The 21,835-nt window shown below is 57.7% G+C and carries 20 protein-coding genes and 1 pseudogene; 7 read left to right on the top strand and 14 right to left on the bottom strand.

The genetic code is table 11. The features are described 5' to 3' along the window. Positions 1-107: 107 nt before the first annotated feature. The 8 genes from DW925_RS09475 to DW925_RS09510 all read right to left on the bottom strand — a co-directional run bounded on the left by DW925_RS09475 (position 108) and on the right by DW925_RS09510 (position 7,036). Positions 108-926, bottom strand: coding sequence for a hypothetical protein (locus DW925_RS09475; RefSeq protein ID WP_117637639.1), 819 nt, complete (start codon positions 924-926; stop codon positions 108-110). Further along, positions 910-1,734, bottom strand: a complete 825-nt coding sequence (locus tag DW925_RS09480) for a hypothetical protein (protein WP_117584142.1) — start codon at positions 1,732-1,734, stop codon at positions 910-912. The genes DW925_RS09475 and DW925_RS09480 overlap by 17 nt, the downstream gene beginning before the upstream one ends. Then, positions 1,731-2,492, bottom strand: a complete 762-nt coding sequence (locus DW925_RS09485) for an ABC transporter ATP-binding protein (RefSeq protein WP_117584143.1) — start codon at positions 2,490-2,492, stop codon at positions 1,731-1,733. The genes DW925_RS09480 and DW925_RS09485 overlap by 4 nt, the downstream gene beginning before the upstream one ends. A 144-nt stretch (positions 2,493-2,636) precedes the next feature. After that, positions 2,637-2,966 carry a helix-turn-helix transcriptional regulator gene (locus DW925_RS09490; protein ID WP_089572320.1) on the bottom strand — a complete coding sequence of 110 codons (330 nt, stop codon included), beginning with the start codon at positions 2,964-2,966 and terminating at the stop codon, positions 2,637-2,639. 8 nt (positions 2,967-2,974) lie between these two features. Next, positions 2,975-3,514 (bottom strand): hypothetical protein, encoded by a 540-nt coding sequence (locus tag DW925_RS09495; protein WP_147327752.1) that lies wholly within the window; start codon positions 3,512-3,514, stop codon positions 2,975-2,977. A gap of 251 nt (positions 3,515-3,765) precedes the next feature. Continuing rightward, positions 3,766-4,122: an Hpt domain-containing protein gene (locus tag DW925_RS09500; RefSeq protein WP_089572324.1), complete on the bottom strand. Its 357-nt coding sequence runs from the start codon at positions 4,120-4,122 to the stop codon at positions 3,766-3,768. A 24-nt stretch (positions 4,123-4,146) separates the two neighbouring features. Further along, positions 4,147-6,027 (bottom strand): diguanylate cyclase, encoded by a 1,881-nt coding sequence (locus tag DW925_RS09505; protein ID WP_117790886.1) that lies wholly within the window; start codon positions 6,025-6,027, stop codon positions 4,147-4,149. Positions 6,028-6,238: 211 nt separating this feature from the next. Next, positions 6,239-7,036, bottom strand: a complete 798-nt coding sequence (locus tag DW925_RS09510) for an alpha/beta fold hydrolase (RefSeq protein ID WP_117584147.1) — start codon at positions 7,034-7,036, stop codon at positions 6,239-6,241. 225 nt (positions 7,037-7,261) lie between these two features. Between DW925_RS09510 and DW925_RS09515 the strand changes: the two genes are divergently transcribed. From DW925_RS09515 to DW925_RS09525, 3 genes are all read left to right on the top strand, one after another. Then, positions 7,262-8,038, top strand: a complete 777-nt coding sequence (locus DW925_RS09515; protein WP_117584148.1) for a radical SAM protein — start codon at positions 7,262-7,264, stop codon at positions 8,036-8,038. A 160-nt stretch (positions 8,039-8,198) separates the two neighbouring features. Next, on the top strand, positions 8,199-9,086 hold the full coding sequence (gene map / locus DW925_RS09520) for a type I methionyl aminopeptidase (RefSeq protein ID WP_117584149.1): 888 nt from the start codon (positions 8,199-8,201) through the stop codon (positions 9,084-9,086). A 133-nt stretch (positions 9,087-9,219) separates the two neighbouring features. Further along, positions 9,220-10,155 carry a D-2-hydroxyacid dehydrogenase gene (locus tag DW925_RS09525; RefSeq protein WP_117584150.1) on the top strand — a complete coding sequence of 312 codons (936 nt, stop codon included), beginning with the start codon at positions 9,220-9,222 and terminating at the stop codon, positions 10,153-10,155. A 179-nt stretch (positions 10,156-10,334) separates the two neighbouring features. Here DW925_RS09525 and DW925_RS09530 read toward each other — a convergent pair whose 3' ends face one another. From DW925_RS09530 to DW925_RS09540, 3 genes are all read right to left on the bottom strand, one after another. Further along, entirely contained in the window at positions 10,335-10,826 is a 492-nt protein-coding gene (locus DW925_RS09530; protein WP_117629925.1) for a PIN domain-containing protein, read from the bottom strand. Continuing rightward, entirely contained in the window at positions 10,819-11,199 is a 381-nt protein-coding gene (locus tag DW925_RS09535; RefSeq protein ID WP_117584152.1) for a translation repressor RelB, read from the bottom strand. Before DW925_RS09535 ends, DW925_RS09530 begins: the two co-directional genes overlap by 8 nt. 215 nt (positions 11,200-11,414) lie before the next feature. Next, positions 11,415-12,800, bottom strand: a complete 1,386-nt coding sequence (locus DW925_RS09540; RefSeq protein WP_233540269.1) for a M18 family aminopeptidase — start codon at positions 12,798-12,800, stop codon at positions 11,415-11,417. A gap of 161 nt (positions 12,801-12,961) precedes the next feature. Here DW925_RS09540 and DW925_RS09545 point away from each other — a divergent pair, with 161 nt between their 5' ends. The 3 genes from DW925_RS09545 to DW925_RS09555 all read left to right on the top strand — a co-directional run bounded on the left by DW925_RS09545 (position 12,962) and on the right by DW925_RS09555 (position 16,616). Continuing rightward, complete coding sequence (locus tag DW925_RS09545) at positions 12,962-14,047, top strand: carcinine hydrolase/isopenicillin-N N-acyltransferase family protein (protein ID WP_117790887.1); 1,086 nt, start codon at positions 12,962-12,964, stop codon at positions 14,045-14,047. A 140-nt stretch (positions 14,048-14,187) separates the two neighbouring features. After that, positions 14,188-15,267, top strand: coding sequence for a 6-phosphofructokinase (locus tag DW925_RS09550; protein WP_117790888.1), 1,080 nt, complete (start codon positions 14,188-14,190; stop codon positions 15,265-15,267). A 434-nt stretch (positions 15,268-15,701) separates the two neighbouring features. Then, positions 15,702-16,616, top strand: coding sequence for a helix-turn-helix domain-containing protein (locus tag DW925_RS09555; protein ID WP_117790889.1), 915 nt, complete (start codon positions 15,702-15,704; stop codon positions 16,614-16,616). Positions 16,617-17,130: 514 nt separating this feature from the next. On the opposite strand, the gene DW925_RS09560 is transcribed toward DW925_RS09555, so the two are convergent. Together DW925_RS09560 and DW925_RS09565 are read right to left on the bottom strand one after the other, a co-directional pair. Further along, a complete protein-coding gene (locus tag DW925_RS09560; RefSeq protein ID WP_233540270.1) occupies positions 17,131-19,896 on the bottom strand; it encodes an FtsX-like permease family protein in 2,766 nt (921 codons plus the stop codon). Positions 19,897-19,901: 5 nt separating this feature from the next. Next, positions 19,902-20,603, bottom strand: coding sequence for an ABC transporter ATP-binding protein (locus DW925_RS09565; RefSeq protein WP_117790890.1), 702 nt, complete (start codon positions 20,601-20,603; stop codon positions 19,902-19,904). A 109-nt stretch (positions 20,604-20,712) separates the two neighbouring features. Between DW925_RS09565 and DW925_RS10395 the strand changes: the two are divergent. After that, positions 20,713-20,853 (top strand): annotated as a pseudogene (locus DW925_RS10395) (hypothetical protein); the annotation flags it as partial. Between the two features lie 162 nt (positions 20,854-21,015). Here DW925_RS10395 and DW925_RS09575 read toward each other — a convergent pair. Beyond that, positions 21,016-21,690, bottom strand: coding sequence for a TIGR00266 family protein (locus DW925_RS09575; RefSeq protein WP_117629922.1), 675 nt, complete (start codon positions 21,688-21,690; stop codon positions 21,016-21,018). Between the last annotated feature and the right edge of the window lie 145 nt (positions 21,691-21,835).

Consider the following 21,835-nt stretch of genomic DNA (forward strand, 5'->3'; position numbering starts at 1 on the left):
TCGAAATTTATCGATGGCCTATTTCAGACTGTAATGGGCGGACACCAGCTACGGTGCCCGCCCCCCCTGTATTTGATATGCTCGGTATGATTATCCCTCACAAACAATCAGAGAAATCTCGACCGCAATCGGTCGACAGTAAAGCAAATGGCAACAACGCTTGCTACGTTTATGAGACAGTCAATTAAAATCGAAATGCATTGACCATTCCCCAACGGGGTCACGCCGCAAATCCACATGAGCATCGAGGCTGGAAGCGGAAGCATGGAATTGGCCCCGATCTGTATGTAGATCGCTACGACGTTGACAAGCAGCAGCATGCCAATCGGACCGAAGCCGGCCCCAAAATAGGAAACAGCGATCACGCAAGAGACCACATATGCAAGACAGACGGCACTCGCCAGAAGAAGTCGATAGCAAAATACATGCAGGTTGAAATACTGCTGAGCATCCGAAACGATTGCGCAGTTAAGACAGTACAAAACGACACTCGACAGGACAAACGCGCCCAAAAGGGCAAAAGAAGATAGCACCACTCGCGCAACGATAGCGCACACACGCTTCCCTCCCCGAGCCTCCGACAACCCCCACGGTTCCTCGACAAAGCCCGAACTGACAAAGCGCGGCACAATGCAAGCCGCGATGAACGGAAAGAACAATGCATGGGCCAACGGGGCTACGTTGAACAGCAGACCGCGAAAAACCTCTGCATTGCCAAATAGAAGGACATCCTCCGCCGATAGCCGAAGCGTCGGGTCTGGGAAAAAACCCAAGAAACTGTTCTCACGGAGGCTACAGAACCACATCGGGAAAGAATTAAGCTGCAATATCACCATGTACGCATAAATTACCAGGATTAAGGCGTACGCCCATTTGCTCACATGCTTCAATTCTGACTGGAGAAGTCTTTTAATCTGACGAGCCATTGAGCACACCCCCAGCGCGAAAGCTCAAGAGAGCGTAAATCAATACCGATAGACAGCTGGCTGCCACGCCATATCCCAGAAGCGTCAGCTGCCCCATATCGCTATACCCAAGGGCACATCCGACTCCAAGGTACGGCCCCGGAAGGAAGAAGATCCATCGCAAGGATGGTATAGGTGCCTGAAGGAAGGCTCCGTAGAGCGTCAAGCTCATGACAAATCCGACTATCACCACGGCCCCACTCAATACAGCGCTGCCCGTTATCCGATAGATGGTCACCGTCTCCAGCGCAACCGATATCACCAATACGGCGTTGACTATCATTGCAGGCAAAAATACAGTTAGTATGTTGTGCGAGTAGTTATGCCCTCCACGTATTATGGCTATTGCAAAAAGAAGAAGGCAAAGCGCGCTATACGCTGCGCCAATTATTAAAGCAGACGAAAATGCATGGGCTAGAGCCCCATAAAAGCGGTTGAGACCTCTTGCCGAAGAAATTCGGTGCCCCTCTTTATAGCCATGCTCCTGTAAAAGCACCAAACAAACGATGAGTGGAACGAACAGGGATGTACCGGCAAAAGCGCTGCGCGCAAGGGACTCATCAGGCGCAGAAGGATCGATTGCATTCCAGAGGAAACCAATATCCTCCCCACAAACGCCATAGCCAAAGGCGAGCAACGTTGTTCCGTTTTTTAGAAAGATGCCGAAGAGAAGGCCGAACGCCAGCATAAGCGCAAGACCAAACTTCGCCGGAAATATCCTGTGCAAACGCATCATATCTGCCTTTATGGGATGGATCGCCCGCTTCATAGCGAGACCGCCTTCATCAAGCGCCTGTAATACTCTTTTAGGGATGGCGCCTCATCCCTTATGACGTCCATCGATTCCTTTTTTAGCAGTTCACCGTCATGAAGAAACAGGCAGCTTGTTGCAACCGATGCCAGCTCATCCAAGTCGTGGCTAGAGATAAGCATGGTTTTGCCCTGCTCCCGATTCAATCGACCGATAAGGGCCCATATACTCTCGATGCCCAACGGATCCAATCCATTTGCCGGCTCATCGAAAATTAGTACGTCGGTGTCGCCCAATAAAGCCGTAGCTATATCCAGTCGCCGTTTCATTCCCAGAGAAAAACTGCTCACGCTCTTTTTCTCATCGACGTCCAGCCCGACTAGGCCCAAGACGCGAGGAACCTCACGTTTCTCATCGAGTCCCCATTCCGCACATCGGATCCGAAGATTCTCAGCCGCACTGAGGGATTGGTATGCTCCGCAGGAATCTGGCACATAGCCGACACGCGTCCGCATCAAGCTCAGCTCTTTTTTCGACTTGCCTCCAAAGAGCTCCACGCTCCCCGACGATGGCTCACAGAGGCCCAGCACTATTTTAATAAGCGTGCTTTTGCCCGCCCCGTTTGCACCAACAAGGGCGCAAAGCTCAGACTGATCCACCTCGAAGGAAACGTCATGCAAAACGCGGCGCCTCCCATAGCGCTTTGACACCCTTGATAGCCTTATCGTCGATGCGTTCATTGGCCTCCCGTTCCGCTTGATAGCAAAACCGCTCATATCGTTCCTTCTTTACTTTATCGTTTTCCATAGTTGTTATTGTTTTTCGATAACTCATATTTGCCAAGATAATCTAAAAGAAAGAACCCGTGTTAGACACGGGTCCCTTCACGCTGATATTTCGTTTTAGTTGTTCGCCTTAAGCTACTCGTCGCTCAAATCGACAGCAAAGACTGATGTCGGAAGCGACGCCTCATTGCCTCCGCCGTCCCGCATCTGCCTCACAACGTTTTTTGCACGCTCAACAATAAGCTCCTCAAGCTCTTTCTCACTCACGCGCTGAATAATATCTCCCGGTTGACAATCAAGCTCATCACAGATATCGAGGAGCGTCTTTAGGCGAATAGCTTTTATCTTTCCGTTTCTAAGCTTTGAAATATTAGCCGGAGTATGCCCCGTCGCCCGAATCAGATCAGCACTGGTCTTTCCGGTCTTAAGCAGCTGCGTCTCAAGCTCGATGATGAGATAGCTCATGTTTCCTCCTACACAAGCTCGTCAGACTGCTCTTGGAGCAGCGAGGCATAACTCCAGATCGCCGAGATAAATAAACAGACAACTGCGCCGATAAACGACCCCGCATCAAAGGTAGCGCCTTGGCAAATCTCAATAACGAAGGAATGAGGCACGATGTAAAGCTCCAGTCCGCCAATGGTGAGATTGACCGATCCATAGGCACCAACAAGCGAAACCGCGGCGTTAACAGCAAAGGCAAGCGCGAGAACACGGATAAGCCGCACATGCGTCTTGGTAAAGGGCGAGACGCCTCGCGAGATGTTACGGCTGATCCCGCACAGAACGACAAGCGAAATACCCATAACAAGCGCCATGCACAGTCCGCTTGGGATAACGATGCACCCGCCATCGAGAAGCGTCACGACACCGAAAGAATCGACAGAAGCAACGTTTGCAACCGCATACCAGATCACGTAAACAACCAACGCGGCAAAAGCGACGAGCATCCCTGCAAAAACGGCTGCCATGCAAAAACCGAGCTTCCTGATATTTTCGCCCGCCTTGGCCATACGCTGAACGCTGTTGGACATACACTCACCCTCATCGACTCTATCGTTATTCGAACAGTTTATCGAACAACGATATGGATTGCATGCGGAAAGCCCCGACAGTGTGCATAGGCAATTCACTAATCAGAAGAGGTGAGCGTGGATTTTTGGACACGTATCGAACGAGCGTGGATAATCTCCCACTTTGAGGCCGCCACCGGGCCTAAAACGGGAGATTATCCACGCTCATAGTCATCAAGGCTCGCGAGCTCTTACTCGGCCGCCTCGCGCAAGGCCGACATCGTTGCCGCATATTGCTGCTGCAGCGCATGCATTCCCTCGCGAGCGCCGTCAACGGCATCGGCGCCGCGCAGCGCTTCGGTCACCACAACCGCCGGCTCGTACAGATTATCGAATCCCAGGTTCTGGCTCACGCCCTTGAGCGTGTGCGCTGCCATAAACGCACCTTCGGCGTCTCCCGCCGCCATGGCGGCCTCCAGCTTGTCCATGCTCTCGTCATCCAAAAACTTGAGGGCAAAGCGGGCAAGCATTTCCCCGCCCATCAGCCGAGCGCACGCGTCGTCATAATTAGCGCCGATCTTCTCATATGCCTCACGCATGGAAATCATGGATTAAAAACTCCTTTGGTCAAACTAAATCGTGGGAAACGCGACGACGTCGGCGGGGCGTGCCAACGTCTCGGCAATTTGGTCTTGCACCTCGAGCAGGCAATCGAGCAGCAGCGGGTTAAAGGTGCCGCACTTACCGTCCAGGATCATCTGGATCGCCTCCTCGTGCGGGATAGCGTCCTTGTATACGCGCACGCTCGTCAGTGCATCGTACACGTCAGCCACTGAAACCACCTGCGCGGCGATGGGGATATCGTCGCCCTTGAGGCCATCGGGATAACCCTTGCCGTCCCAGCGCTCGTGATGCCAACGCGCAATCTGGTACGCATATTCCATAAGCGCATTGCCGGCGTGATGGCTACCCAGCTTAAGCAGCATATCGGCGCCGATCGTGGTATGCGTCTTCATGATCTCGAACTCCTCGGGCGTAAGGCGCCCGGGCTTGTTGAGGATCGCATCGTCAATCGACATCTTGCCGATATCGTGCAGCGCCGAAGCCAGGGCGATCGTAGAGCGTTCCTCATTGTCGAGGGAGACCGTGCCGCTACGCTGGACCAGACAGCCAAGCAGCAGCTCGGTCAGCTTCTCGATGTTCGTAACGTGTCTGCCGCTCTCGCCGTTGCGAAGCTCCATGACGCCGGCCATGATGTCGATGAGCATGCGACTGTTCTTGACGCGCTCGTTGTACTGCTGGGACAGCAGGTTCGTCAGGCGGCGCTGTTTGGCGTATAGGCGGATGGTGTTGCTTACACGGCGGCGCACGACACGGGAGTCAAACGGGCGGTTGATATAGTCCGAGGCGCCCAGCTCGTACGCGCGCAGAACCATATCATCGGAATCTTCGCTCGAGATCATGATGACAGGCAGATTGTCGATACCCGATCGGCGCGACAGATCGGCCAGTACCTCAAAGCCACTTATGCCCGGCATGATAATGTCCAGCAGCACGAGCGACAACTCATCGCCATAGCGGTCGACCATGTCGAGCGCCGCACGACCGTTATCGGCCTCGAGGATACAATACTCGTCCTTGAGCATCTCGTTGAGAATGACTCGGTTCATCTCGGAGTCATCGACAATAAGCACCAAAGGCTTTTCGCTTTGGAAGGCCTCGATGGAATCGGCATCGGTCACGACCGTACCGGCTTTTGCCTTAGCGCGGCTCAGTAACTGGGCAGCGCGGCCAACGCCCTCATCGACCGTCTCGCCATGAATGCGAACGCCACCAACACATGCCGTCAAGCTCACGTACTCATGACCCGGAATAATCGTGGAACGAACGGCATCGGACACCTGATGCAGGCGACGGGTGAAGTCATCGGAGGGAATATTGGGCATGACAACCACAAACTTGTCGCAGCCATAGCGCACAAGCTCGTCAGTCGAACGGATTCCGCTGCGCATGGCTGTCGCCACAGCACCGAGCGCAAGGTCGCCGGCATGACGGCCACACGTATCGTTGAAGACCCTAAAATCATCAAGGTCGATCACCGCAACGCCGGCATTCACGCGGGTGCTACGGAGCTTTTCCTCGTAATATCGGCGATTGCGCACATTCGTCAGCACGTCGGTGTAGACAAGGTCCTCTTCTGCGGCCTCTTGCTCATCGATCGGACGCACCATCAGCAAGACGTGAGGCTCGCCCTCGACCTTCAAAGGGCGTAGACGGGCGCGGTACTCAGTGCCATCATTGAGCAGTTGCTCCGACACCTCATCGGAGTCTGCCAAAGCCTCAAGACTTGACTGACGCAGACAAGGACACCGATCACCGGCGAGCAGGCAGTTAGGCTCACTCTTAATCTGATCGGCCGACAGCAAACGCACCACGGGGTAGGTCTTCGCGACACGGGCGACCTCGGCGGCAGCCTCCTCGTCGGTTAGATTGACCTCGTGATTATTGAGCATATGGGGCCCTTTCGATAGTTTCGCATGGTAGCGGTGGGTTCCAAATGTTACAAGGGTAACACCTTGCCGATGCAGGTAAGCACGTGAATGCTGTTACATTTTTATGAGTTGGCAGGCGGCGCGATTGAAGCCGCAGACGTGAGGTTTTGAGCACATTTGTTAACACGGCCGAAACGTTTGCGAGTGAAGACTGTTTTGATTTTTACGGCTGCTAGAGCTCCAGGATGCTACGGACAGTCTGGGCAGCCGCTGCCGGGCGATCGCGCAGGCCGTTGTGCGCGCCCGGGATTGTCACGAGGGGGCAATCGAGATATTCGGCAGCCGCTCGCGTACCAGCCTCGCGGGATGTGCCAATCGAGAGCTCGCCCAGGAGCACGGCGGCCACCGTTTTTGACGCGCGAACGCTATCCCAATCGGGAACGCAGGTCATAGCAATCCCGTATTCGTTTGCCATGAAACTGCGGCCGTTGCGCAGGGCATGTTTGGCTTCCGCTTCGGTCGTTCCAGGAGCCTCGGGGTCCAAGTCGCCGAGGGCTCCCAAGAAAAGCCGGAGCGCCCTTGAAACCTTTCCCGCCGCAATCATATCGAGCAAAACCGGAGCTGCGCCCATACCGACGCCTTTGTCCGACACAGCCGGCTCATGCAGAATCGCACGGGCAACGAGATGGGGTTCGGTGCGAAGAAGCTCCAGCGCCACCAACGTACCGGCGCTATGCGCAAGCACATTTGCCGGAGCGCCAACGTGTTCGATCACGGCTTGCAGGTCGGCGGCCTGAGCGGCAAGATCATAGCTGCCGTCTGCCGCATCGCTGCTGCCACCGCAGCCGCGGCGGTCGTAGGCAATTACGCGGTAGTTGCGGCTGAGCTCACAAGCGATACCGTCAAAAAATGTGCCGTCGACACAAGCGCCGTGCACGCACACCAAGGCAGGAGCATCAGGCGACACATCCGGGCCGACATATTCGCGACAGGCGATCGTGGTGCCCGCATTCTCGACCGTAAAATCCATGTTGTGCCCCCGTCATCAATGCTCATCCAGTTGCACGTCAGTGCGGTTGGATAGACCCGCATTGCCTTACACCTTGTTAACAGATTAACTTTACCCGACCCGAGGCTTTTCATGGCACGGCATCATGAGCGACGTGAAAAAACGAAACTTGTAAAGCAAGAGCCCACACCTTGCTTTGGAGCCGATGCTATGCTTAGGCACAATTGTCTTGAGGAGCATATGCCTATGTCTACGTTTTTGAATGCCAGCCCCATCTTTGGGCCCGTTCGCAGCCGTCGCCTTGGTCTCTCGCTCGGCGTCAACATGATGCCGGCCAGCGGCAAAATCTGCACGTTCGACTGCATCTACTGCGAGAACGGCCTCAACGCCGAGCGCCCCTGCCATGAGCCGTATAACACGGCTGCCGTGGTACTCGAAGCGCTCGAGGCAAAGCTGCGCGAGATGGCAGCCGAGGGCGAGCTCCCCGATGTAATCACCTTCGCAGGCAACGGCGAGCCCACCGCCGCACCGGAGTTTCCACGGGCCATCGCCGGCGCCGTCGCACTGCGCGACGAGCTTGCCCCAAACTCCAAGATCGCCGTGCTCTCCAACGGCACACGCGCCGACCGCCCCGAGGTGCACGACGCGCTCATGATGGTCGACGACAACATTCTTAAGCTCGATACCGTCGACCCGGCGTTTATCCAGCTGCTCGACCAGCCTGTTGGCCCCTACAACGTCGAACACCAGATCGAGACGTTCGCAAGCTTTGACGGTCACGTTATTATCCAGACGATCTTTTTGACCGGCGAGTATCAGGGCAAGCTCATCGACAATACCGGCGAGGAGTATGTTGCCCCCTGGCTCGCGGCGCTTGAGCGCATTCGTCCGCAGGAGGCGACCATCTACACGGTCGCGCGCGAGACACCAGTCGCCGGCCTTGCCAAAGCAGCGCCCGAGGTGCTCGACGCCATTGCCGCGCGCGTGCGCGCCCTCGGTATTCCCTGCCAGGTGAGCTACTAGCAAAACCACGCAGCAGCTAGTGCCCGCCATCCCGCCCCATCAGTTGCGGTGATATAGTTCCTATTTGTGCTGTTAAACCGCTTAAATCGGAACTATATCACCGCAACTTTTATGGCCGCGTGGGTGGGCTATACTAGCTGCGAATGAAAGGAAGTTAGCCATGTATGACAAAGGACCCGTGCCCGGCCGCAACGACGCTTGCTGGTGCGGCAGCGGCAAGAAATACAAGAAATGCCATAGCGCCTTTGATGAGCGCCTCGAGCGCTTGTGGGAAGAAGGCTGGGAGGTTCTGCCTCGCACGCTCTACAAGACTCCCGCCGATATCGAGGGCATCAAGCGCTCGGCAGCCATCAACGTGGGCGTGCTCGATTATGTGGGCGAGCATATCGCCGCAGGCATGACCACCAACCAGATCGACCAGATGATCTACGACTACACCGTCGAGCACGGTGGCACGCCGGCCGACCTCAACTACGAGGGCTACCCCAAGAGCGTGTGCACCTCGATCAATGATGTGGTCTGCCACGGCATTCCCTGCGATACGGACGTGCTGCACGAGGGCGACATCATCAACGTAGACTGCTCCACGATCTTGGACGGTTACTTTAGTGATTCGAGCCGCATGTTCTGCATCGGCGAGGTCTCGGCCGAGCGCCAGCGCCTGGTCGACGTCACCCGTGCCAGCGTGGAGGCGGGTCTGGCAGCCGTCAAGCCATGGCTACCGCTCTCCGTTATGGCCGAGGCAGTACAAAAGACCGTCGAGGACGCCGGCTTTAGCGTGGTGCGCGAGTACGGCGGACACGGCATCGGCAAGGAGTTCCACGAGGACCCGTTTGTGGGCTTTACCACCGAGGCGCCCGATGTGGACACCATCATGGTGCCGGGCATGGTCTTTACCATCGAGCCCATGGTCAACGCCGGAGCGCCCGACATCAAGATCAGCAAGGGCGACGGCTGGTGCGTGCGCACCAAGGACGGCAGCGATTCGGCCCAGTGCGAGGTACAGCTCGTGGTGACCGAGGACGGCTACGAGCTGCTGAGCTGGTAGCCGTGGATGCGCCGGGCTTCACGATGGATATGTTAACCATCGCGAAGCCCGGCGTTTTTATAGCGTTTTGCCTGATAAAACCCGCCAAAATAAACCTGTCCCTTTTTGGCGGGTCAAGCGGAAAGGACTACTTGTGAACATCTTGGTTTTGCTGCCCGTCAACGACCACCATCGCGCAATTCTTGAGTCGAGCGCTCCGGGCGAGGACTTTATCTACACGAGCGCCGACGCTATCACGCGCGAACAAGTCGCCAACGCCGACGTGATCTTGGGCAACATCGACTCTGACATGCTCACGGCATGCGAGCATCTCCAGCTGCTGCAATTGCAGACCGCCGGCTATGACGACTACCTTGCCGCCGGCACCGTGCCAGCCGACGCCAAACTGTCTTGCTCGGTGGGCGCCTACGGCCAGGCCGTGAGCGAGCACATGTTTGCCATGGTCCTTTCCATGATGAAGCGCCTGCCCGGCTATCACGACTTGCAGCGCGAACATCGCTGGGAGGATTTGGGGCCAGTTACCTCGCTCAAAAACGCCAACGTGCTGGTGCTGGGCGCGGGCGATATCGGCGGTCACTTTGCCACGCTCTGCCGCGGCATGGGCGCGCACGTCCGCGGCATCAAGCGCCATCCACTCGTCTACCCCATTGTGTTTGAGGACATGGACGGCATGGACGCCCTACCTGAGCGCCTGGCAGAGGCCGACATCGTCGCATCCTTTATGCCGAGCACGCCCGAGACCCGCGGTCTGGCGAACGCCGAGTTCTTTGCCGCGATGAAACCAGGTGCCTTCTTTGCCAACGGCGGCCGCGGCGACCTTGTGGTCACCGATGACTTGGTTGCCGTTCTGGAGTCGGGACATCTCGCCGGCGCCGCGGTCGACGTCACCGACCCCGAACCGCTGCCCGCGACAAGCCCCCTGTGGGATGCGCCCAACATGCTCATCACGCCGCACGTCTCCGGCTGGTTCCACCTGGCAGCCACGCTCAACAACGTCGTCGACATCGCCGCGGAGAATCTGCGTCACCTGCAGGCCGGCGAGACCCTGCGCTGCTGGATCGAACACTAATTGTTCCGGCGTTTTGCCAAACGCCGGAACCCCTCGACGCTGCGAGCCCGCCAGAGCGGCAATCTGACGTTCAATCGTCGGGCATGGCCAAAAGGCCTATGCCCTCCTCTTTCACGTCACCTTGCTCACTCTGGCGGGCTCTCGCTGACGTTTGCTCAACCTGCAGGGTCTTCAAATTGCTAGAGCGTTGCTAAGTAATTCTTTGCGTCTTCTACGCTCATTGCTGCAACGGGTGCGTGTGAACAGAGTTTGACATCGTTGGTGACCAGTAGATCTGCTTGAGCGCGTATCGCTGCCGCAATGATTAAATCGTCTTCGTAATCGCTATGGAGCTCACGCTGTCTGCTCGCCATCCAGATGTCGCTCAGGTCACAGGGCACTGGCGTGGCAAGCTGCGACAGCACGCTAAGACAATCCCATGCAAGCGAAGTCGCTACCGTAGCGGCATACTGGGAAAGCGAACCGTGCTCTCGCCGATACCATGCCTTATGTTCGCTTGAAATCAAATAAAACAGGTCTTTGGACGATGTCGCCGCATACAGCAAATCAACCTGCGCCGTGCATGCATCGCGTAAAAACTCAATCGCCACCGAACGACCACGTCGTGAGGGAATGAAGTAATCGAGCCACACGTTGGTGTCAACCAAGATGCGCTTTGGAGTCTCACTCATAGAGCCAGCTCATCTCCTCGCCATAGCGATCCGCATAGGCATTCCGTTTGAGCTCTTCGTCGTCCGATGGCTGAGCCTTGACCATATCGATTCCCGACTCACAGCAAGCGGCAGCGAACAGCTTCGACCCCTGATCCATAAGCTCGAGCTTACGTTTGGCGGCCTTTTCGCGCTCGCGCTGTTCCGCCCGGGCACGACTGGGCAGCAGGATATCCTCGAGCGCACCGGGGCGATCGGCCAGCGATGCTGCAAGCTGCCAGAGCGCTCGCACCGCTTGGCTCGGCGTCATACCGGCCTTGGAGAGAGCGGCGTCCCCACTCCTTTTAAGATCGGCATCGAGACGTACGTTGATCTGAGCGGCTGTTGTGGTCATGACCCCTCCTTAATACTTCAAAATATCATAAAGCTCTATGGTAGATACGTAAAGCATGTATAGCATTTATAAGCATTAGCCGTACTCTGTACACAAAAAGCCGCCGAGGCGCACTGCACCTCGGCGGCCACGTATCGCAGATCTAGTTCGGTTTCACCCTTTGCATTCGCCCAGATAAAACCTGCCAAAATAAACCTGTCCCTTTTTGGCAGGTTTTAGAGCTCCACTCTTTCGGCGCCGTTGATGGTCAGGTCACGCTCGTAGAAGGCGGTGAGGGCGCGGATGGCGTACATTACGTCGCGCACGCCGCCGGTCTCGTAGCTCGAGTGCATGGCAAGCTGCGGCAGGCCCACGTCCACGGCATGCATGCTCGCCTGCATATTGGACAGATTGCCCAGGGTAGAACCGCCGGCCATATCGCTCTTGTTGGCAAAGGCCTGCGTGGGCACGTCGGCGTCATCGCAGATGGCCTGGAACACCGCGCGACTAAAGGCATCGGTGCAGTAGTGCTGGTTGGCGGCCTCCTTGATGACGATGCCGCCGTTGAGCACAACCTGGTTGCGGGCGTCACACTTCTCGGCGTGGTTGGGGTGCACGGCATGCGCGTTGTCGCAGCTTACAAGCATCGAGGCGGCAAGGGCGCGATGGTACGACTCGTCGTCAAAGCCCAACGATCCGTTAATGCGGCGCAGCGCGTCGGCCAAGAACGTCGACATGGCGCCCTGCTTGGTCTCGGAGCCAACCTCCTCGTTATCAAAGCAGCAGAAAACCGAAACGTCGTGCGCATTCTCGGCACCCAAAAATGCCTGCAGCGAGGTGTAGGCGCATGCCAGGTCGTCGAGCTTGGGCGTCGAGATAAACTCATCGGCCCAGCCCCAAATGCGCGCATCCTGACGATTGACCAGGAACAGATCGCGGCCCAAAATTTGCTCGGGCTCAACGTCCAGTTCGTCGGCGATCAGGGCGTCAAAATCTCCCTGCTTAAGGTCACCGGCGCTGATGAGCGGGCACAGGTCGACGGCGCGGTTGGGCGCAAAGCCCTCATTAACGCCACGATTCATATGGATGGCAAGGCTCGGGATAATAGCGACCTCGCGCTCGGTGGAAAGTAGGCGGCTCTCAATACGGTCGCCTTCGCGTACCAACACGCGTCCAGCCAGCGCCAGCGGGCGATCGAACCAGGTGTAGTCGATCATGCCGCCGTAGGCCTCGGTGTTCAGGCGCAGCGTCTCGCCCGCGCCGTCAAGCTCAGGCACGGCCTTGACCTTAAACGTCGGCGAATCGCTGTGCGACGCCGTGAGCTGAAAATGATAGTCGCCGGCAACGCCGTCCTCGCCCCACGTAGCAGCCAGGTCCTCGCCCACCTTAAAGGCAACAACGCTCGAGGTATTGCGCTGCGTGTAATAACGCCCGCCCGGTTCGATGTCCCACGCCGCATTCTCGGGCAGGTAGGTAAAGCCCGCCTCGTCGAGCTCGGCCATAATGGTCGCCGCCGTATGGAACATGCTGGGGCATGCCTCGATAAAGTCGATAAGGTCGTTGGCGGCCTCGATATCATCGGCCGTCACGTGCGCGCTCTCGGGCGTTTCCTGATCCGTCATGCTCTCCCCTTTCACTGGGTTGATGGTCTCCTCCAGCATACCCCGCCACGCCAATGTCGTACCTTTCATTCCATGTTTAATCCCGCGCCGCTCGCCAAGTTGAGCCATCATGTCCGCACTCCTTTTGCGACAATTACGCTAACAGGACGAAAGGAGCCGTCATGAAGCCACGTAACATTGCCATCGCCTGCGGTGTCGCGGGAGTCGCCGCCGGCCTTGCCGCTGCCACCGGTATCGTTTATCACAAACAAATCAAGTCCGCCGCGTCACTCAAACGCTTGACCGGCAACGCGGATGGCTATGACCTGTACGCAATCGACATCGCCTACGACTACGATCTTGATCGCATCATCGCCGCTGGCGTGCGCGACGACCAGGCCTACATCGATGCCGTGGTGGCACAGGTGCTGCCCGGTGTGCCGGCACATGTCCAGGCACCCCAGTTTGCCTGCAGCGCCTTTGTCGCCGTAGATGCCGAAGGCCGCGTGCGCACCGGTCGCAATTACGACTTTAAGGACGACACCTCGGCGCTGCTGGTGCGCAATCACCCACGCGGCGGCTATGCCTCCATCGGGTTTGCCGCCCTTAACAACCTGGGCGATAACACTCCGCTCGACTCCGTCGGCGGACGCGCTGCGGCGTTGATGGGCCCGTTTGCCCAGCTCGACGGTGTTAACGAGTGCGGCGTGTCCATTGCCGTGCTCACCCTGGATTCCAAACCCTGTGACCAGGACACGCAACGACCCGTCATCAACACCTCGCTTGCCATCCGCCTGGTGCTCGACCGTGCGGCCACAACGCAGGAGGCCGTGGACCTGCTCGCCAGCTACGACATGCACGCCATGGCCGGACGCGACTACCACTTCTTTATCAACGACGTCGCCGGTGACGCGCGCGTAGTAGAGTGGGATCCGCGCGATCCGGACCGCGCTTTCAAAGCGACTCCTGTACGCCAGGTTACGAACTTCTACGCCTGCTATGGCGACGAAGTGCTGCCCAACCAAAAGAATGGCGAGCTGGGCCATGGTAAAGAGCGCGCCGTCGCAATCGCCGATGTCCTCGACGCCCATGCCGGCGCCCAAGACGAGGCAGTCGCTTGGAAGGCCCTACGCGCTGCAGCGCAAGAGCCCAATCCGGAAGACATCACCAGCAACACGCAGTGGTCGGTCGTCTTCGACAACACCGAGCCCGCTGCCGCCATCACGCTGCGCCGCCACTGGGGCGACATCGACGCCTTCGCACTGTAAGGAGCCAGGCCCGTCGACCTTACGCTCGCCTGACGTTGCTTACATTTCTATACGCTTGAGCTAACACGTTTTACCTCCGCATCAACAGTGTGCGGGGGTAAACTTATGCGCAAGTTATAACTTGCCCGGAAGGATTCATCATGCTCAGGATCGGTCTTCTTACCAGTGGCGGCGACTGCCAGGCGCTCAACGCCACCATGCGCGGCATCGTCAAAACGCTCATGACCAATAGCGAAGAGCCTATCGAGATCTACGGTTTTGAGGACGGCTACCAGGGCCTTATCTACAGCAGGTTCCGCGTCATGTCGCCCGCCGATTTTAGCGGCATCCTCACCCGCGGCGGCACCATCCTGGGCACGAGCCGCACACCGTTCAAGCGTCTGGACATTCCCGAGGCCGATGGCGTCGAGAAGGTGCCGGCGATGGTCCACACCTATCACAAGCTGCAGCTCGACTGCCTGTTTATGCTGGGCGGCAACGGATCCACCAAGACCGCCAACCGCCTGCGCGAAGAGGGCCTCAACGTTATCGCCCTGCCCAAGACCATCGATAACGACACCTGGGGCACCGAGTTGACGTTTGGCTTTACGAGCGCCATCGACGTCGCCACCAAGTGCATCGACGACATCCACACCACTGCCTCGAGTCACGGCCGCGTGTTTGTCATCGAGATCATGGGCCACAAGGTCGGTTGGATTCCGCTGTATGCCGGCGTCGCGGGCGGCGCGGACGTCATCTTGATTCCCGAGATCCCCTACGACATGGACAACGTCATCAAGACCATCGAGCATCGCATGGAGACCGGCAGCCGCTTTACCATCGTGGCCGTCGCCGAGGGCGCTATCTCCAAGGAGGACGCGGCGCTGTCCAAGAAGGAGTACAAGAAGAAACTCGCCGAGCGCACGAGCCCGTCAATCGTGTACGACATCGCCAAGGAGATCGAGGCCAAGACCGGTCGCGAGACCCGCGTCGCGATCCCCGGTCACACGCAGCGCGGCGGTCAGCCCGACGCCCAGGACCGCATCTTTGCGACCCAGTGTGGCGTCGAGGCGGCACTCGGCTGCCTGCGCGGCGAGTTTGGCTACATGATTGCCCTGCGCGACGGCAAGATGTGCCACATGCCGCTCGAGGATGTCGCCGGCAAGCTCAAATATGTCGACCCGCAGAGCGATCTGGTACGCGAGGCCAAGGCGTTGGGCATCAGCTTCGGCGACGAATAGCCTCGGCCGAAATCCATCCCATCGGGCCCTCCGACCCCGCCCGACGTATTTCGATTTGGCTCCTCCCTTGACTCCGTCAAAGGTCGCCAATCGAAATCGTCGGGCGGGGTCGGAGGGCCCTGCGTTTACACACTCGCCGAGGCTATTCATCTTCTTGCTGCGGGTGCCTGGTCTGAAATTCAGTTGCGGTGAAATAGTTCCTGCTTAGCCCGCAAATGGCTGAATTTAGGAACTATTCCACCGCAACTTACTGAGTGGGAGCTCTTGGCTGCTACTTGCACTGACATTTGTCCTGAAATGGCTGGTCGTTAGGGGTTGCTACCGATAGTTGCGGTAGGGTCGGAGCAGATTCTAACTAGAAATGGTGGTCGCTACCGGTTGTTCTCGGCATACTCGGCTCATTCGATTACGGTCACCACATGAAAGGAACTGCTATGAATCTTGCGATGGCGCAGCGGCTCGTTGATCGCCGCAAGGCCGCCGGGCTTTCTCAGGAGGCGCTTGCCGCCCAGCTGGGTGTGAGTCGTCAGGCTGTCAGTAAATGGGAGCGCAGCGAATCCTCGCCCGATACCGATAACCTTATTGCGCTCGCCGCGCTGTATGGCGTCTCGCTGGATGAGCTGTTGTATGGGGAAGCGGCTAGTGATGCCAATGGCTCAGAGGACGGCAGCACCGAAACGGTGGATGAGGCTAAAGAGGCCGAAGATTCTGCCGAGCACGCCGATTGCGGCGACAAACCACTTGTCGATATTTCCCTCGCGCGCGGCATCCACGTCATTGATCCCAATAAAGGCGAGGAAGTCCATGTTGGCTGGGACGGCATCCATGTGACCAACGAGCGCAAGGGCGAAGAGGTGCATGTGGGGCCGGGCGGCGTGCATATCGATACGCTTGAGGACGATGGACATAGCGTGCGTACCAATGACGACGGCACCGTCGCCATCGACGGCGAGACGTTCTCCAGCTGGAAGGAAGCACACGACAAGCTCGACCATCATGGCAAGCATTTCCACACCAAGGTCGGTCGTGCGTGGAACAAGTTTCCCTTCCCCGCACTTGTCGCTCTCGCCTATCTGGTGCTCGGCATTGTCTACGGCACATGGGGCATGGGGCTTTTCCTCGTCTTTCTGGTTCCCGTCTACTACGCGATTGGTGACTTCATCGATCGGCGCCACCTGTCTAAGCTGATCGAGGCCATCTACCCGGCAGCCGCCATCGCTTGGTTCCTCTACATGTGGCTCTGTTTGGGACAGCCCCATCCTGCATGGATCATCCTCATCACGATTCCCGTCATAAAGGCGCTCATGCGCTGGTGCCGCAAACAATGGAAGCACCGCAAACAGGCCTAACACGCTCCGACCCACCAGCACCCAACCACCCCCGCCCTTCTCCTAAGTTGCGGTGAGATAGGGACTGTTTTGAAGCTCCAAAGCGCCAAACAGTCCGTATATCACCGCAACCTACAAACAACTGGGTCAGTTCCGGCACGGAGATTAGCATTGAGCTGACCACGCGCCAAGAAAAGGGCCTATTTACTACGTTTAACTCGAGAGGGCCGACCATACCCACCTTTTCCGAATATTTGCAAGCCCTCTACCTGCGGTTTTAATTTCATAATCTTTGTCATGGTCGAGGGTGTGGTAGCAAACGTAGTAGATAGGCCCGTTTTGCGGCATACGACCCATTCAAGCCCAATCTCGAAGGCTGGAGAAAGCCCTTCATCCACGCCTGTGAGCGAAAACCAAATAGAATGAAAGGCAAATGGAAAGCCCGTTTGACGGGGCAAACGCCGGGCCACCTAATGGTTGTCCGGCGTTTGCCCAGATAAAACCTGCCAAAATAAACCTGTCCCTTTTTGGCAGGTTACTCGGCGCTCTTGAGGGCGCCGACCATGTCGATCTTGTTGAGGGTGCGATTGGTAGCGAGGTTGACGATAAACGTAAAGGCAAAGGCCAGCAGAACGGACAGCACGTAGCTCAGCGGCTCGACCTCAACGTCAAAGTAGAGCGACGGCATCTGCAGAATGTACGTAAAGCTCTCGGCCAGCAGGCTACCCAGCGGCACGCCCAACGCGGCGCCAATCGCCGTGAGGATTAACGTCTCCTTGTTGACGTAGTGGTGCACCTCGCCGCGACGGAAGCCCAGCACCTTGATAGTCGCCAGCTCGCGCTCGCGCTCCGAGATGTTGGTGTTAGACAACGTAAATACCACCACAAACGACAGGCACGCCGCCATAAAGGTCACAAGCACCACGACCGAATTGATAATCGTAAAGTTTGCCTCATAGTTTTCCCAATGCTCGGCGGTACTCGACAGCGCAATCCAACCATCGCTCTTAAGACGGTCGGTAAACGCAATCTGATCGGCCGACGAACCCTTAAGCAGCGCAAGGATGCCGTTAAGGCGCGCGCTTCGACCGAACGCGCGCTCATAGGTGCCCTGCGTCATGTAAAGCGTATTGCCCAGATAGTTGAGCGAGATGTCGCTGACTTTGACCTTGGCAACATTGAGCGACGAATCCTGGACGTGAGCCGTGTCACCCGGCTTGATCCCCAGCACCAGCTGAGAGCTCTTGCTCAAATACACATCCCCGTCACGCAGGGCGAGCGGTTCTTTGGACTCATCCTCCAGGCGCACGTAATCGCCCAAGTCACCCGTGCGGTCGTCGGGAATCACGATGAGCTGCACGGTCTCGCTCTTACCGCCAAATGTAAAGGTGACGTTGTCTGTCATAATTGGCAGCGTCGAAGTCACGGTCACGTTGGAATCCTTGGCTGCACTGCGTTCATCCAGTGCTGCGCACGTCTGCGAAAAATCGTCGGGGTTGGCGACCGCCAGCAAGTCGTAGCGCGTGATGTGCCCGTACTGCTTGGGCGACAGCGCGACCGACGTATCGCGGATACCCATACCGCAGATCACGAGCGCCGTGCATCCCGCAATGCCAAAGATGGTCATAAAGGCGCGCTTTTTGTAGCGGAACAGGTTGCGTGCAGCGACCTTGTTCAAAAAGCCCATGCGGTGCCAGATAAAGCCGATGCGCTCGAGCAGAATGCGCGAACCGGCGCGCGGAGCCTTGGGGCGCATGAGCGAGGCAGGGGTCTCGGCCATCTCGTGGCGGCAGGCGATAATCGTGGCTCCCACCACGCCCACGGCAAACAGCGCCACCGAAACGATCGAGGACACGATGTCGTACGAAAGTAGCATCTGGGGCAGCGAGTACATGTCGTCGAACACCGTAAACAAGAACAGCGGCAGACCCACAAATCCGATGATATTGCCGAGCACGCCACCGATCAGACACGCCCACAGCGAGTAGTCCACATATTTGGACAGGATACGCCCGCGTGAATAGCCGAGCGCCTTGTACAGGCCAATTAGTGTGCGCTCCTCCTCGACCATGCGGGTGGCGGTGGTGAGGCTGATAAGCACGGCGACGATAAAGAAGATGAACGGGAACACCGTGGCGATGGCCTCGATCGAAGAACTATCGCTCTCGACGCTCGAGTAGCTTGCGATATTGCCGCGGTCCTGGATGTACCAGGTGCATTCGCCTAGGTCAGAGAGCTCGGCGCGGGCATCGGCAAACTGCTGGTCGGCGGCGGCGCGGCGCTGGTCCAGGTCGGCTTGCGCCTGCGCACGCTCGTCGCTGCCCTCGGCCATGCGATTGATGTTGTCCTGCTCGATCCCAAAGAGCATGGCGGCCTGACGCTCGGCCGTATCCAAGCTTGTCGGCGTGTCAACCGTCAACTCCTGGACGCGCACCTTCTCACGCTCCTCGCGGATCTTCTCGATATTGCCTTTGACCTCGTTGATCTTTGTCGTGTAGGCATCCGAATAGGAGTTGAGGCTCTTGGCTCCCTCGACGACCACGTGGACCGCGGAGTAGGAAGAAGATGTCGCAGCATCCTCGCTCACATAGAACTTATAGTCCGCCGCCGAAGCAGCGCGAAAGGCGTTGACTGTCGAGTCGGAGCTCACGTCGGTAGGATCGAGGACCTCGGCCGTAATGGTGTACTCGCCCGCGGCAAACTGATCCTTGGCGCTTTGGTTCGACGAGCTCGCGTCATTGGCGGCAAAACTCACCGTATCGCCGAGCTTTTTGCCCGAAGCCTTCAGGAACTTCGAAGTTACCGCGACCTCATCGGCGCCCTCGGGCAAATCGCCGTTCACGAGCACTGGCTGATCGATGTTCTCCTTGGAGAGACTTTGCACGACCACGCGCTCGCGCGTTGTGCCCACGGCGGTGTAGGCGGTCTCGGTGTAGATACCCTCGGCCGTCTCGACGCCGTCGACCTCTTGAATGGCCGCAAGATCGTCACGCGTAAGACCATAGGTCGACTGCACATTAATGTCATAGACATTCTGCTGGTCAAAATAGGCGTCAACCGAATCGCACAGGTCCTCGCAGCCCGCCTTAAGACCGCACATCACACTCACGCCGAGCGCGGTGATGACCACGATGGACAAGAAGCGCTTAAGACTGCCTCGGATTGTGCGGTAGATGCCACGGCGAAACACCGCCGGCACCATATCGTTTGAGCTTTGGGCAGTGCGGTAGGTCGTAAAATCCTGCTCTCGCTCCGTGTTCTGCGCGTCGCGGCGTTGGCTGTTTTGGCGGTCCTGATTCATGGGCGCTACCACTCGATCGTCTCGATCGGCACGGGATTTTGCTGGACCGTCTCGCTCTCCACGCGGCCGTTCTTAAAGCGGATCAGGCGATCGGCCATGGGCGCCAGCGCGGAGTTGTGGGTGATGATAATGACCGTGATGCCTTGCTTGCGACAGGTGTCCTGCAGCAGCTGCAAGATCTGCTTGCCGGTTTTGTAGTCGAGGGCGCCCGTGGGCTCGTCGCATAGAAGCAGCTTGGGGTTTTTGGCCAGCGCGCGGGCAATGGACACACGCTGCTGCTCGCCGCCCGATAGCTGCGCGGGGAAGTTAGCAAGGCGGTCGCCCAGGCCAACCTGGCAAAGCGTTTGCTCGGCATCGAGCGAATCGGGGCAGATTTGCGCCGCAAGCTCAACATTTTCGAGCGCCGTCAGGTTGGGGACCAGATTGTAGAACTGGAAGACAAAGCCGACGTCGGCGCGGCGGTATTCCACGAGCTGCGCCTCGTTAGCGGAGCTCACATCGCGCCCGTCCACCGTCACGGTGCCGGAAGTCGCCGTATCCATGCCACCCAGAATGTTGAGCGCCGTGGTTTTACCGGCGCCCGAAGCGCCCAAGATAATGGCAAGCTCGCCACGCTCAACGGTAAAGCTCGCGCCGTCGAGCGCGTGAATGCGGGCATCGCCCTCGCCGTATGCTTTGATGACGTCTTTAAATTCGATATAGGCCATCGATCGGTTCCCATCTGGTCGGATAACTCTTTAGTATTACCCATTTCGCACCTATCAAAAAGAGACAGGTTTATTTTGGCAGGTTTTATATGGGGAAACGTACCTCTTTGGGGGCAGCGCGGGACGCGCAGGGGCGGCCGTGCAGATCGGCACAGCCGTCTCACGTGGAATCGACCGACGCCTGCCTTTCCGTGACACCGGCAACTCGTTTTTGCTTGTTGGCATGGCCGCCATTATGCCTTGGGACTGAGCACTCAAATTCTCACTCCTCATTGCCACGCTTGCCGCAAGCTATCAGGGTGACGAGATGACAACGCTCGCTGTAGCAGCGCAGCCACACTCTATAAGCGAGGCGTTTGCCAGCAAAAAAGCGCGCGACAGGGTAAGCCCGCCGCGCGCTATCCTATGCGGACTAGTTATTGTTGTTGGTCATCGAGGCCACTGCTGCCGCAAGATTGGAAATGGGCATCGTCTGCAACCAGATGCGACCGGGACCGGTGAGCACGGTGTTGAACACGCCCTCGCCACCAAACATGATGTTTTTGACGCCCTTGACCATTTGAGCGTCGATGCTCACGGTCTCCTCAAAGCCGGCCACGTTGCCGGTATCCACAATCATCTGCTGGCCAGCAGCGAGCTCGTACTCAACCAGGTCGCCGTCGATCTCGGCAAAAGCAACACCCGAGCCCGTGAGCTTCTGCATGATAAAGCCCTCGCCGCCAAAGACGCCGGCCTTTGCCTTCTTGTTAAAGTGAATGCTCAACTCGACGCCACTTTCCGCGGCAAGGAACGAACGCTTCTGCAAAATCCAGCTCTTGCCCGGACCGATCTCGATTGGCACGATGCGGCCGGGGAAGCAGGAGCCAAACGCGATCATGCCATCGCCACGCGCGGTCCAAATGTTTTGGAACAATGCCTCACCCGAAAAAGCCTTGGAGAACATCTTGCCGATGCCACCGCCCGAGGTAGACATTTCCATGTTGGGGGTCATCCAAGCCATGGCGCCGCTTTCGGTGATCATGGATTCGCCATCGCTAAGGTTGCACGTAACAACCGGGAAAGCCCCTCCGCCGATCTCGTACTGCATGACCGTCTCCTTTCCACTCAGGAGCCGAATAACGATGCCTATATTTTAGCAGGTAGAGATGCATATGTTCACACCGCCCATGCCCTCTCCTGCGGACGTTTCCCCAGCCTTGATTGGCAACTTCATCCGAACACCTCCCATATTC

The organism is Collinsella sp. AM43-1 (assembly GCF_003467925.1).
In the GTDB taxonomy this organism is placed as follows: Bacteria; Actinomycetota; Coriobacteriia; order Coriobacteriales; family Coriobacteriaceae; genus Collinsella.